The 13,484-nt window shown below is 68.5% G+C and carries 11 protein-coding genes and 1 tRNA gene; 10 read left to right on the top strand and 2 right to left on the bottom strand.

Going from position 1 to position 13,484, the window contains the following annotated elements; genetic code table 11:
- Positions 1-14 precede the first annotated feature (14 nt).
- Positions 15-1,070, top strand: a complete 1,056-nt coding sequence (locus ABZ842_RS02685; protein ID WP_361530435.1) for a UDP-N-acetylmuramate dehydrogenase — start codon at positions 15-17, stop codon at positions 1,068-1,070.
- Between the two features lie 27 nt (positions 1,071-1,097).
- On the opposite strand, the gene ABZ842_RS02680 is transcribed toward ABZ842_RS02685, so the two are convergent.
- Together ABZ842_RS02680 and ABZ842_RS02675 are read right to left on the bottom strand one after the other, a co-directional pair.
- The gene (locus ABZ842_RS02680; protein ID WP_361530433.1) at positions 1,098-2,141 is read right to left on the bottom strand and encodes an adenosine deaminase; all 1,044 of its coding nucleotides are present in this window, start codon (positions 2,139-2,141) and stop codon (positions 1,098-1,100) included.
- Between the two features lie 146 nt (positions 2,142-2,287).
- A complete protein-coding gene (locus tag ABZ842_RS02675) occupies positions 2,288-3,514 on the bottom strand; it encodes a pyridoxal phosphate-dependent aminotransferase (protein WP_361530430.1) in 1,227 nt (408 codons plus the stop codon).
- 227 nt (positions 3,515-3,741) lie between these two features.
- On the opposite strand from ABZ842_RS02675, the gene ABZ842_RS02670 reads away from it, so the two are divergent.
- The 9 genes from ABZ842_RS02670 (at position 3,742) to rpoB (ending at position 13,394) form a co-directional block, all read left to right on the top strand.
- Positions 3,742-3,814 (top strand) — tRNA-Trp (locus ABZ842_RS02670).
- 109 nt (positions 3,815-3,923) lie between these two features.
- Positions 3,924-4,205: a preprotein translocase subunit SecE gene (gene secE / locus ABZ842_RS02665; RefSeq protein ID WP_361530427.1), complete on the top strand. Its 282-nt coding sequence runs from the start codon at positions 3,924-3,926 to the stop codon at positions 4,203-4,205.
- Positions 4,206-4,298: 93 nt separating this feature from the next.
- Complete coding sequence (nusG, locus tag ABZ842_RS02660; protein ID WP_361530424.1) at positions 4,299-5,192, top strand: transcription termination/antitermination protein NusG; 894 nt, start codon at positions 4,299-4,301, stop codon at positions 5,190-5,192.
- Positions 5,193-5,346: 154 nt separating this feature from the next.
- On the top strand, positions 5,347-5,781 hold the full coding sequence (rplK, locus tag ABZ842_RS02655) for a 50S ribosomal protein L11 (RefSeq protein WP_361530421.1): 435 nt from the start codon (positions 5,347-5,349) through the stop codon (positions 5,779-5,781).
- Positions 5,782-5,955: 174 nt separating this feature from the next.
- A complete protein-coding gene (rplA, locus tag ABZ842_RS02650) occupies positions 5,956-6,678 on the top strand; it encodes a 50S ribosomal protein L1 (RefSeq protein WP_361530418.1) in 723 nt (240 codons plus the stop codon).
- Between the two features lie 175 nt (positions 6,679-6,853).
- Positions 6,854-7,831 (top strand): hypothetical protein, encoded by a 978-nt coding sequence (locus ABZ842_RS02645; protein ID WP_361530415.1) that lies wholly within the window; start codon positions 6,854-6,856, stop codon positions 7,829-7,831.
- Positions 7,832-8,236: 405 nt separating this feature from the next.
- Positions 8,237-8,767: a 50S ribosomal protein L10 gene (gene rplJ / locus ABZ842_RS02640; protein WP_361530412.1), complete on the top strand. Its 531-nt coding sequence runs from the start codon at positions 8,237-8,239 to the stop codon at positions 8,765-8,767.
- Between the two features lie 109 nt (positions 8,768-8,876).
- Positions 8,877-9,263, top strand: a complete 387-nt coding sequence (rplL, locus tag ABZ842_RS02635) for a 50S ribosomal protein L7/L12 (RefSeq protein ID WP_361530409.1) — start codon at positions 8,877-8,879, stop codon at positions 9,261-9,263.
- A gap of 648 nt (positions 9,264-9,911) precedes the next feature.
- Entirely contained in the window at positions 9,912-13,394 is a 3,483-nt protein-coding gene (rpoB, locus tag ABZ842_RS02630; protein WP_361530406.1) for a DNA-directed RNA polymerase subunit beta, read from the top strand.
- Positions 13,395-13,484 lie beyond the last annotated feature (90 nt).

Below are 13,484 nucleotides of genomic sequence, written 5' to 3'. Positions count from 1 at the left end.
GTACCCTTGTGCCCGTGCACGAACTTCACGACGCGCCCCTCGCCCCCCTGACCACCTTCCGGCTCGGCGGCCCCGCCCGCCGCCTGATCACGGCGACCACCGACGACGAGGTGGTCGCCGCGGTGCGCCGGGCGGACGACACCGGCACCCCGCTGCTGATCGTCGGCGGCGGCAGCAACCTGGTCATCGGGGACAAGGGGTTCGACGGCACCGCCCTGCGCATCGCCACCACCGGCTTCGAGCTGACCGGCACCCGCCTGGAGCTCGCCGCCGGCGAAGTGTGGACGGACGCGGTCGCCCGGACCGTCGCCGCGGGCCTCGCCGGCGTCGAGTGCCTGGTGGGCATCCCCGGCTCCGCCGGCGCCACGCCCATCCAGAACGTGGGGGCGTACGGCCAGGAGGTCTCCGCCACCGTCACCGAGGTCGTCGCCTACGACCGCCGCCGGCGCGAGACCGTGACGCTGACCAACGCCGACTGCGCCTTCACCTACCGGCACAGCGTCTTCAAGGAGCACCCGGACCGCTACGTCGTCCTGCGCGTCCGCTTCGACCTGGAGGACGCCGACGGGCTGTCCGCGCCGATCAAGTACGCGGAGACGGCCCGCGTCCTCGGGATCGAGCCCGGCGAGCGGGCGGAGCTGGACGCGGTCCGCCGCACCGTCCTCGCGCTGCGCGCCGGAAAGGGCATGGTCCTGGACCCCGACGACCACGACACCTGGTCGGCCGGGTCCTTCTTCACCAACCCGATCCTCGACGCCGACGCGTACGGGACGTTCCTCGGCCGGGTCCGTGACCGCCTCGGCGCCGGCGCCGTCCCGCCCGCCTACCCGGCCGGCGACGGCCGCACCAAGACCTCCGCGGCCTGGCTGATCGACAAGGCCGGCTTCACCAAGGGGTACGGCAGCGGCCCGGCCCGCATCTCCACCAAGCACACCCTCGCCCTGACCAACCGAGGCGAGGCCACCACCGAGGACCTGCTCGCCCTCGCCCGCGAGGTGGTGGCGGGCGTGGAGAGCGCGTTCGGAGTGACCCTGGTCAACGAACCGGTCACCGTCGGCGTCTCGCTCTGACTGACGACGAGCACAGGAGCCCGGGGCTCAGGAGCCCGCGGGCTCCGTGGGCTCCGAGGCCAGCCACTCGTCCACGCCCACCAGCAGCTTCTTCCGCACGTCCTCCGGCGCCGCCGACCCGCGGATCGACTGGCGCGCCAGCTCCGCCAACTCCCCGTCCGTGAAGCCGTGGTGCCGCCGCGCCAACGTGTACTGCGCGGCCAGCCGCGAGCCGAAGAGCAGAGGGTCGTCCGCGCCCAGCGCCATCGGGACGCCCGCCTCGTACAGCGTCCGCAGCGGTACGTCCCCCGGCGTCTCGTACACGCCCAGCGCCACGTTCGACGACGGACACACCTCGCACGTCACCCCGCGCTCCGCCAGCTGCCGCAGCAGCCGCGGGTCCTCGGCCGCGCGCACGCCGTGGCCGACGCGGGAGGCGTGCAGGTCGTCCAGGCAGTCGCGCACCGAGGACGGGCCGGTCAGCTCGCCGCCGTGCGGGGCCGCGAGCAGCCCGCCGTCGCGCGCGATCGCGAACGCCCGGTCGAAGTCCCGGGCCATGCCGCGCCGCTCGTCGTTGGAGAGACCGAAACCGACGATCCCGCGGTCCCGGTAGCGCACCGCGAGCCGCGCCAGGGTGCGCGCCTCCAGCGGGTGCTTCATCCGGTTCGCCGCCACCAGGACGCGCATCCCGAGCCCGGTGTCGCGGCTCGCCCGCTCCACCGCGTCCAAGATGACCTCCAACGCCGGGATCAGGCCGCCCAGCATCGGGGCGTACGAGGTGGGGTCGACCTGTATCTCCAGCCAGCCGGAGCCGTCCCGGACGTCCTCCTCGGCGGCCTCGCGCACCAGCCGCTGGATGTCCTCGGGGGCCCGCAGACAGGACCGGGCGATGTCGTACAGCCGTTGGAAGCGGAACCAGCCGCGCTCGTCGGTGGCCCGCAGTTTGGGCGGCTCGCCGCTGGTCAGCGCGTCGGGCAGGTGGACGCCGTACTTTTCGGCCAGTTCCAGCAGGGTGCCGGGCCGCATGGAGCCCGTGAAGTGCAGGTGCAGATGGGCCTTGGGCAGCCGGCTGACGTCACGTACGCGTTCCATCCTCGGATCTTGCCGCACCACACCGGTGCCGGGAAGCCGTTTTCCCTGATCGGGCGCTTGCCCGAACGAAGAAACGGCCCCCGGCGCCATGGGGCGACGGGGGCCGTTCCGGTCGGCCGGAGCCGTACTTCCAGCCATGGGGGAGCTCAGTCCCGCGCCTCGGCCAGCAGCTTCTGGATCCGCGACACGCCCTCCACCAGGTCGTCGTCGCCGAGCGCGTACGACAGCCGCAGATAGCCGGGTGTGCCGAACGCCTCACCCGGGACGACCGCGACCTCGACCTCGTCCAGGATCAGCGCGGCCAGCTCCACGGAGGTCTGCGGACGCTTGCCGCGGATCTCCTTGCCGAGCAGCGCCTTCACCGAGGGGTACGCGTAGAACGCGCCCTCCGGCTCCGGGCACAGGACGCCGTCGATCTCGTTCAGCATCCGCACGATCGTGCGACGGCGGCGGTCGAAGGCGGTCCGCATCTCGGCCACGGCGTCCAGGTCGCCCGAGACCGCGGTCAGCGCGGCGACCTGGGAGACGTTGGAGACGTTCGACGTGGCGTGCGACTGGAGGTTCGTCGCGGCCTTCACGACGTCCTTCGGGCCGACGATCCACCCCACGCGCCAGCCCGTCATCGCGTACGTCTTCGCCACGCCGTTGACCACGATGCACTTGTCCCGCAGTTCCGGGACGACGGCCGGCAGCGAGGTGAAGACCGCGTCGCCGTAGACCAGGTGCTCGTAGATCTCGTCCGTCAGCACCCACAGGCCGTGCTCGACGGCCCAGCGGCCGATCGCCTCGGTGTCCTCGCGGCTGTAGACCGCGCCGGTGGGGTTGGACGGCGAGACGAAGAGCACGACCTTGGTCCGCTCGGTGCGGGCCGCCTCCAACTGCTCTACGGAGACCCGGTAACCGGTCGTCTCGTCGGCCACCACCTCGACCGGGACGCCGCCGGCGAGCCGGATCGACTCCGGGTAGGTGGTCCAGTACGGCGCCGGGACGATGACCTCGTCACCCGGGTCGAGGATCGCGGCGAACGCCTCGTAGATCGCCTGCTTGCCGCCGTTGGTCACCAGGACCTGGGCCGGGTCGACCGCGTACCCGGAGTCGCGCTGCGTCTTCTCGGCGATCGCCTTCTTCAGCTCGGGCAGGCCCCCGGCGGGCGTGTAGCGGTGGTACTTCGGCGTCCGGCACGCCTCGACCGCGGCTTCGACGATGTAGTCGGGGGTCGGGAAGTCGGGCTCGCCCGCACCGAAGCCGATCACCGGGCGCCCGGCGGCCTTGAGGGCCTTCGCCTTGGCGTCGACGGCGAGGGTCGCGGACTCGGAGATCGCGCCGACGCGGGCGGAGACCCGGCGCTCGGCGGATGGGTTGACAGCGCTCATACGATCCATCGTCCCAGACGGCAAACCGGGGCGGCACACGTGTTTCACCGCTTGGGCGCGGGCGCGTACGCCGCCCCCGCGGACGGCCCTCCGGCGCCAGCCCAAGACCCGCTCGGGAGCTTTCTGTTCGACGTCAGCGCCTCGACCACGTACACTCACTGGTCGTTGGCCCTCACCGACCGCATCTTCGGACCAGTTCCGGATGCTGTAGGTTGGGGACGCCACAAAGGGTCGTAGCTCAATTGGTAGAGCACTGGTCTCCAAAACCAGCGGTTGGGGGTTCAAGTCCCTCCGGCCCTGCTACACACACCACCGCCAGGATGTGTGCGCATGTACGTACATTCATTGAACCGCCGTGCGGCTCGACCGGGCGCGGCACGGCCACGACCCGGGAATCAGGTGAACGAAAGTGACGGATGCCGTGGGCTCCATCGACACGCCTGATGCCGAGGACAAGTCGTCCCGGGACAAGCCCCGCAAGGGCGGCAAGCGCGGAAAGAAGGGCCCCTTCGGGCGTCTCGCGCTCTTCTACCGGCAGATCGTGGCCGAGCTCCGCAAGGTCGTCTGGCCCACGCGCAGCCAGCTGACGACGTACACCACCGTCGTGATCATCTTCGTCGTCATCATGATCGGTCTGGTGACCGTGATTGACTATGGGTTCAAGGAAGCCGTCGGGTACGTCTTCGGCTGATCCCTCCCGCGAGGAGTGGCGTCGGCCGGGAGTATCGGTGCGGCGCCCTTTTTGCATGTTCCACCCATCTGTATCGAGGAAGAAGCAGCCACCGTGTCTGACCCGAACCTGAACGAGGCCGTTGAGCCGGACGGCGAGAACGTGCAGTCCGTGGAGTCCACCGAGGACGAGCTCGACGTCGTTGAGGCTGCGGACGCCGTCGACCCGGACGAGGCGGAGGCTGCGGACGCCGCCGCCGGCGAGCCGGCCGAGGAGGCGGCTCTGCACATCGAGGTGGACTCCGCCGGCGAGGCCCAGGTGCTCACCGAGGACGCTGAGGACGCCGAGGTCGCTGAGGACGTCGAGGCTGAGGTCGAGGCCGAGGAGCCGGTCGACCCGATCGCCGCGCTCCGCGAGGAGCTGCGCACCCTCCCCGGCGAGTGGTACGTCATCCACACCTACGCCGGGTACGAGAAGCGCGTGAAGGCGAACCTGGAGCAGCGCGCCGTTTCGCTGAACGTCGAGGAGTTCATCTACCAGGCCGAAGTGCCCGAGGAAGAGATCGTCCAGATCAAGAACGGCGAGCGCAAGAACGTCCGCCAGAACAAGCTTCCCGGCTACGTCCTGGTCCGGATGGACCTGACGAACGAGTCGTGGGGCGTCGTGCGCAACACGCCCGGCGTCACCGGCTTCGTGGGCAACGCCTACGACCCGTACCCGCTGACCCTGGACGAGATCGTCAAGATGCTCGCCCCGGAGGCGGAGGAGAAGGCGGCGCGCGAGGCCGCTGAGGCCAAGGGCGAGCCGGCGCCGGCCCGTAAGGTCGAGGTCCAGGTGCTGGACTTCGAGGTCGGCGACTCCGTCACGGTCACGGACGGTCCGTTCGCCACGCTGCAGGCCACGATCAACGAGATCAACGCCGACTCGAAGAAGGTCAAGGGCCTCGTCGAGATCTTCGGCCGCGAGACCCCGGTCGAGCTGAGCTTCGACCAGATCCAGAAGAACTGACACTCGCTTCCGACCAGGTCAGAACGGCCCCTGTGGCTGTTCTGACCTGTCGGTTTTTAACCGTGCAGCCATACCCGTTATCGTTGTGCGGTATGCCTCCATCCGGATGATCGGGTGGGGTGCTGGAAACTCTCACTAGGACCCGGAGAGAGCAATGCCTCCCAAGAAGAAGAAGGTCACGGGGCTTATCAAGCTCCAGATCCAGGCCGGCGCGGCCAACCCGGCTCCGCCGGTGGGCCCGGCCCTGGGTCAGCACGGCGTCAACATCATGGAGTTCTGCAAGGCCTACAACGCTGCGACCGAGTCGCAGCGCGGCATGGTCGTGCCGGTGGAGATCACGGTCTACGAGGACCGTTCCTTCACCTTCATCACCAAGACTCCGCCGGCCGCCAAGCTGATCCTCAAGGCCGCGGGCGTGGACAAGGGCTCCGGCGAGCCGCACAAGACCAAGGTCGCGAAGCTGACGCGCGAGCAGGTCCGCGAGATCGCCACGACGAAGATGCCCGACCTGAACGCGAACGACCTGGACGCCGCGGAGAAGATCATCGCGGGTACTGCGCGTTCGATGGGCGTGACCGTCGAGGGCTGACGATCGAGCTCGCGTAGTGGCCGACCGAGGTACGAGGTCGTCCGCGGAGCGAGTGAGTGAGGAAGCCCGAGCAAAAGATGCAGTGGGCTGATTCAACCCCTCTTGACCTTGAGTGGTAGGGCCAGGCGCTGGCCCGGACCACGACTCCACACCTGAAACACACCAGGAGCAGAAGTGAAGCGCAGCAAGAATCTCCGCGCTGCGGACGCCAAGATCGACCGGGAGCGTCAGTACGCCCCGCTCGAGGCCGTCCGTCTCGCCAAGGACACCGCGTCCTCCAAGTTCGACGGCACCGTCGAGGTCGCCCTGCGTCTGGGCGTCGACCCGCGCAAGGCGGACCAGATGGTCCGTGGCACCGTGAACCTTCCGCACGGCACCGGCAAGACCGCCCGGGTCCTGGTCTTCGCGACCGGTGACCGTGCCGAGGCCGCGCGTGCCGCGGGCGCCGACATCGTCGGCGCCGACGAGCTGATCGACGAGGTGACGAAGGGCCGTCTGGACTTCGACGCCGTCGTCGCCACCCCGGACCTCATGGGCAAGGTCGGCCGTCTCGGCCGAGTGCTCGGTCCGCGTGGTCTGATGCCGAACCCGAAGACCGGCACCGTCACCCCCGACGTCGCCAAGGCCGTCACCGACATCAAGGGCGGCAAGATCGAGTTCCGTGTCGACAAGCACGCGAACCTGCACTTCATCATCGGCAAGGTCTCCTTCGACGAGACCAAGCTGGTGGAGAACTACGCCGCGGCGCTGGAGGAGATCCTCCGTCTGAAGCCGTCCGCCGCGAAGGGCCGCTACGTCAAGAAGGCGACCCTGACCACCACCATGGGCCCCGGCATCCCGCTGGACGCCAACCGCACCCGCAACCTCCTCGTCGAGGAGGACCCGGCGGCCGTCTGATCCGACGGCAGCCGCGGTCCACGCAGGCTGGAACCGGCCCTCACGCCCCTCGCGGGGTGTGGGGGCCGGTTCGTTTCGTTCGGGGGTGCGACGGCGGGTCCGATATCCGGTGGGGCGGTGTCAGAGCCGTGAGATACCGTTCAAGAGTTCGTAAAGCAAGCAAATGGGGTGGGTCATGAGCAAGTCCTCGTGGAAGCGGGCCGGCCTGGCGGCGACGGCTGCGGCCGTCGTGCTGGGCGTGACCGCCTGCCAGAGCGGTGGCGACGGCGACGGGAAGAAGGGCGCGAGCTCCGAGGGCAAGCCGCAGTCCGGCGGCGAGGTCACGAAGGTCCTCACGGCCGCCTTCAAGAAGACGACCGAGGCGAAGTCCGCCAAGGTCACCATGGAGATCAAGGCGCCGGAAGCCATCGAGGGCGGCGGGTCGACCACCATGTCCGGCGTCATGGGCTGGGACCCCACGGTGATGGACGTGAAGGTGACGTCCAGCGGCGCCGCGGCGCTCGGCGGCCCGGCGGAGGTCCGCACGGTCTGGGTGGACGGCGTCCTGTACACGGACGTGGGCGCCGCGGGTGCCGAGGTCGCCGAGATGTTCGGCGGCAAGCGCTGGATGAAGATGGACCTCAAGGCCATCGCCGAGGGGTCCGGCAACAAGGCGCTGGAGAAGCAGCTCACCGGCAACCTGGACGACATGAACCAGAGCCCGGCCGAGTCCCTGGCCGTACTCCTGGAGTCCAAGGACATCAAGCACGTCGGCTCCGCGAAGGTCGACGGCGTCGACACCGAGCACTACAAGGGCTCGATCAGCGTCGAAGAGATGGTGAACAAGAACGACTCCCTGGTCCTCAGCAAGGCCGACCGCGCCGAGATGATCAAGGCGGTCAAGGAGGCCGGCATCACCTCGTACGACACCCAGGTCTGGGTGAACGGGGACGGCTACCCGGTGAAGATGGACATCGCCATGGCCTCCAAGGCGGGCCCGGTCACCATCTCCGCGAAGTACTCGGAGTACGGCGCCGCCGCGCAGGTCGAGGCCCCGCCGGCCAAGGACGTCGTGGACTTCGCGCAGGCGATGAAGGACGTCGACAAGCAGCTGAACCAGGTGGACAAGGACCTCGCCGACGTCGACAAGACGCTGGAGAGCCTGAACGGCTGAGCCGGGGGCTCCGTCGCCGCTGCCCGCCCCGCGGGCCCCGCCGTGCCTTCCCGGGCCCTGAGGGCGTCCTGTGCGGCGCGAGGAGTCCCTGCGGTCCGGGGGAGACGCCCCGGACCGCGGCGTGCCGCGGGGCGGCCCCGGAGGCGATTTGCCTCTGTCGCCGCCCCTCACGTACGCTGCCACAGAAGCCAAAGACCGCTGGTCGTTGCCGCGTGCTCGCAAGAGGGTGCGGCGGCCGAAGGATCCGCTAGCAGCGGACGACCTGCGCAGGTGACAGTGGATACGCTCCCGGACTCCGTCCGGTCGAGCTACGCCCCGTGCGCCTGCGCCGGGGCGTTTCGTTTTGCCCAGTCTCCCTCCTTCGGGTCCGCGCGGTCCTCATCACCCGGAAGGAGGCCGACGCTCATGGCTAGGCCCGACAAGGCTGCCGCGGTAGCCGAGCTGGCGGACCAGTTCCGCGGCTCGAACGCCGCCGTGCTGACCGAGTACCGGGGTCTCACCGTGGCTCAGCTCAAGCAGCTGCGCCGTTCGCTCGGTGAGAACGCCCAGTACGCCGTGGTGAAGAACACGCTGACCAAGATTGCGGCCAACGAGGCCGGGATCTCCTCGCTCGACGACCTGTTCAACGGTCCGACGGCGGTTGCCTTCATCACCGGTGACCCGGTGGAGTCGGCTAAGGGTCTTCGTGACTTCGCCAAGGACAACCCGAACCTGATCATCAAGGGCGGTGTCCTTGACGGCAAGGCGCTGTCCGCCGATGAGATCAAGAAGCTCGCGGACCTTGAGTCCCGCGAGGTTCTGCTCGCCAAGCTGGCGGGCGCCATGAAGGGCAAGCAGTCCCAGGCTGCCTCGCTCTTCCAGGCGCTTCCCTCGAAGCTCGTCCGCACCGTGGACGCGCTCCGTGCCCAGCGCGACGAGCAGGGCGGTGCCGAGTAACTCGGCTCGCGCATTGACCGCCGCCTGACGCGACGGTCGCAGCGGGCCGCACGTACGCCCGCCTACATGTACATCCGGCACCAGCCGAATTAGTGGAAGGACGCCTACCATGGCGAAGCTCAGCCAGGACGACCTGCTTGCGCAGTTCGAGGACATGACCCTCATCGAGCTCTCCGCGTTCGTGAAGGCCTTCGAGGAGAAGTTCGACGTCACCGCCGCCGCTGCCGCGCCGGTCGTCGTCGCGGGTGGCGCTGCCGGCGGCGAGGCCGCCGCGGTCGAGGAGCAGGACGAGTTCGACGTCATCCTCACCGGCGCTGGCGACAAGAAGATCCAGGTCATCAAGGTCGTGCGCGAGCTGACCTCCCTCGGCCTGAAGGAGGCCAAGGACCTGGTGGACGGCACCCCGAAGCCGGTCCTGGAGAAGGTCGCGAAGGACGCCGCCGAGAAGGCCGCCGAGGCCCTCAAGGGCGCCGGCGCCTCCGTCGAGGTCAAGTAATCGCATTGCGTCACGGCGCCGTAGCGGGCACCCGGCCGTGCCGGGTCCTGTGAGGCTCGTCTCGTGATCGAAGCTGCTTAGCGACGTAACGGGACAGTGCCGAAGGGCGATCACCCATCCGGGTGGTCGCCCTTCTGTCGTGTCGACGCCGGGCCGTGCTGCCTTGCGCCGGGCGGCGCGGGGAGTATGGTGATCATCTCCGTGCGCCCCGCCTTCCGGGTAACCGCACTGAGTCCCTGGGGGTACCCGGTCAGTGACGGCGACGGTGGCGGGTCCCGAACAGGGGGCCTTGACGAACCGCACGCAGCGCGCAATTCTCAGGACGCGTGGTCACGCCGATCCGGATCCGAGGCATGGATCGGCGACCGAGTGGGCAGTATCGATGTGCGCCTCCCGGGCGCGAGGGTGACGCGGAGTTGAGAACAACGAGGGCAGCGAGGGTCTCGAAAAGCCCGCACTGGACATCAGTGGGCCAAGTGGCTACACTGACCCTTTGCGCTGCCTGTTAACTGCCTCCTGCCCGTCACCAGGGGCATTCCCCGTCTGAGCACAGTGGGCCAGAGCCATCCCTGACCTGGGATTTCTCCCCCGTGCCGGTACGGGACCGGTACGCGCGTAGTGAGTCCGAGCCCTCGGAAGGACCCCCTCTTGGCCGCCTCGCGCAACGCCTCGACCGCGAATACGAACAACGGCGCCAGCACCGCCCCGCTGCGCATCTCCTTTGCAAAGATCAAAGAGCCCCTTGAGGTTCCGAACCTCCTCGCGCTCCAGACCGAGAGCTTCGACTGGCTGCTCGGCAATGCCGCGTGGAAGGCTCGCGTCGAGGCGGCTTTGGACAGCGGACAGGACGTCCCGACCAAGTCCGGTCTGGAGGAGATCTTCGAGGAGATCTCCCCGATCGAGGACTTCAGCGGGTCCATGTCGCTGACCTTCCGCGACCACCGCTTCGAGCCTCCGAAGAACTCGATCGACGAGTGCAAGGAGCGCGACTTCACCTACGCCGCTCCGCTCTTCGTCACGGCGGAGTTCACCAACAACGAGACCGGCGAGATCAAGTCGCAGACGGTCTTCATGGGTGACTTCCCGCTGATGACCAACAAGGGCACCTTCGTCATCAACGGCACCGAGCGTGTCGTGGTGTCCCAACTGGTCCGCTCCCCGGGCGTCTACTTCGACTCCTCCATCGACAAGACGTCCGACAAGGACATCTTCACCGCCAAGATCATCCCGTCCCGGGGTGCCTGGCTGGAGATGGAGATCGACAAGCGCGACATGGTCGGCGTCCGCATCGACCGCAAGCGCAAGCAGTCCGTGACCGTCCTGCTCAAGGCGCTCGGCTGGACGACCGAGCAGATCCTGCAGGAGTTCGGCGAGTACGAGTCCATGCGCGCCACCCTGGAGAAGGACCACACCCAGGGCCAGGACGACGCGCTGCTCGACATCTACCGCAAGCTGCGTCCGGGCGAGCCGCCGACCCGCGAGGCCGCGCAGACGCTGCTGGAGAACCTCTACTTCAACCCCAAGCGCTACGACCTCGCGAAGGTCGGCCGCTACAAGGTCAACAAGAAGCTCGGCGCGGACGAGCCGCTGGACGCCGGCGTGCTCACCACCGACGACGTCATCGCCACCATCAAGTACCTGGTGAAGCTGCACGCCGGTGAGACCGAGACCGTCGGTGCGTCCGGTCGCTCGATCATGGTCGAGACCGACGACATCGACCACTTCGGCAACCGCCGCATCCGCAACGTCGGCGAGCTGATCCAGAACCAGGTCCGTACGGGTCTCGCCCGTATGGAGCGCGTCGTGCGCGAGCGCATGACCACCCAGGACGTCGAGGCGATCACGCCGCAGACCCTGATCAACATCCGGCCGGTCGTCGCCTCCATCAAGGAGTTCTTCGGCACCAGCCAGCTCTCGCAGTTCATGGACCACCACAACCCGCTGTCGGGCCTGACGCACAAGCGTCGTCTCAACGCCCTCGGCCCCGGTGGTCTCTCCCGTGAGCGGGCCGGCTTCGAGGTCCGTGACGTGCACCCCTCGCACTACGGCCGGATGTGCCCGATCGAGACGCCGGAAGGCCCGAACATCGGTCTGATCGGCTCGCTGGCCTCCTACGGCCGGATCAACGCCTTCGGCTTCATCGAGACGCCGTACCGCAAGGTCGTCGACGGCCAGGTCACCGACGAGGTGGACTACCTGACCGCCGACGAGGAGGACCGCTTCGTCATCGCGCAGGCCAACGCCACGCTCAACGACGACCTGCGCTTCACCGAGGCCCGGGTGCTGGTCCGCCGTCGCGGCGGCGAGGTCGACTACGTCGCCCCGACCGAGGTCGACTACATGGACGTCTCGCCGCGCCAGATGGTGTCGGTCGCGACCGCCATGATCCCGTTCCTGGAGCACGACGACGCCAACCGTGCCCTCATGGGCGCGAACATGATGCGTCAGGCCGTTCCGCTGATCACGGCCGAGGCGCCGCTGGTCGGCACCGGCATGGAGTACCGCTGCGCGGTCGACGCCGGTGACGTCATCAAGGCCGAGAAGGACGGTGTGGTCCAGGAGGTCTCCGCGGACTACATCACCGTCGGCAACGACGACGGCACCTACACCACCTACCGGGTGGCCAAGTTCTCCCGCTCCAACCAGGGCACCTCGGTCAACCAGAAGGTCATCGTCGTCGAGGGCGACCGCGTCGTCGAGGGCCAGGTCCTCGCCGACGGTCCCGCCACCGAGAACGGCGAGATGGCGCTCGGCAAGAACCTCCTCGTGGCGTTCATGCCGTGGGAGGGCCACAACTACGAGGACGCGATCATCCTGTCGCAGCGCCTCGTCCAGGACGACGTCCTCTCCTCGATCCACATCGAGGAGCACGAGGTCGACGCCCGCGACACCAAGCTGGGCCCCGAGGAGATCACCCGGGACATCCCGAACGTCTCCGAGGAGGTCCTGGCCGACCTCGACGAGCGCGGCATCATCCGCATCGGCGCCGAGGTCATCGCCGGCGACATCCTGGTCGGCAAGGTCACCCCGAAGGGCGAGACCGAGCTGACTCCGGAGGAGCGCCTGCTCCGCGCGATCTTCGGCGAGAAGGCCCGCGAGGTCCGCGACACCTCCCTGAAGGTGCCGCACGGCGAGACCGGCAAGATCATCGGCGTGCGCGTCTTCGACCGCGAGGAGGGCGACGAGCTTCCGCCCGGCGTCAACCAGCTCGTCCGGGTGTACGTGGCGCAGAAGCGCAAGATCACCGACGGTGACAAGCTCGCCGGCCGCCACGGCAACAAGGGCGTCATTTCCAAGATCCTGCCGATCGAGGACATGCCGTTCATGGAGGACGGCACCCCGGTCGACATCATCCTCAACCCGCTCGGCGTCCCGTCCCGAATGAACCCGGGACAGGTCCTGGAGATCCACCTCGGCTGGCTCGCCAGCCAGGGCTGGAAGGTCGAGGGCAACGAGGAGTGGATGGAGCGGCTGAAGACGATCGGCGCGGACGAGGTCCAGCCCGGCACCAACGTCGCCACCCCGGTCTTCGACGGCGCCCGCGAGGACGAGATCGCCGGTCTCTTCGAGGCCACCGTGCCCAACCGCGACGGCGACCGCATGGTCCTGCCGTCCGGCAAGGCCCGGATGTACGACGGCCGCTCCGGCGAGCCGTTCCCGGACCCGATCTCGGTCGGGTACATGTACATCCTGAAGCTCCACCACCTGGTCGACGACAAGCTGCACGCCCGCTCGACCGGTCCGTACTCGATGATCACCCAGCAGCCGCTGGGTGGTAAGGCCCAGTTCGGTGGCCAGCGCTTCGGTGAGATGGAGGTGTGGGCGCTGGAGGCTTACGGCGCCGCGTACGCCCTCCAGGAACTGCTGACCATCAAGTCCGACGACGTCACCGGCCGCGTGAAGGTGTACGAGGCCATCGTCAAGGGCGAGAACATCCCCGAGCCCGGCATCCCCGAGTCCTTCAAGGTGCTCATCAAGGAGATGCAGTCCCTGTGCCTCAACGTGGAGGTGCTGTCCTCGGACGGCATGTCCATCGAGATGCGCGACACCGACGAGGACGTCTTCCGCGCTGCGGAAGAGCTCGGCATCGACCTGTCCCGGCGCGAGCCGAGCAGCGTCGAAGAGGTCTGACGGGTCTGGCCGGGGCCCCCGCCAGGGCCCCGGCCGCCACCCAAGGACTCCGTACAGACCACTGAGAGACACAACCCTGAGAGGGATTGA

The organism is Streptomyces sp. NPDC047315, from assembly GCF_040643215.1.
Lineage (GTDB): Bacteria > Actinomycetota > Actinomycetes > Streptomycetales > Streptomycetaceae > Streptomyces.
Note: the sequence above shows the minus strand (reverse complement) of the source record. Positions and strands in the feature narration are given on the sequence as shown.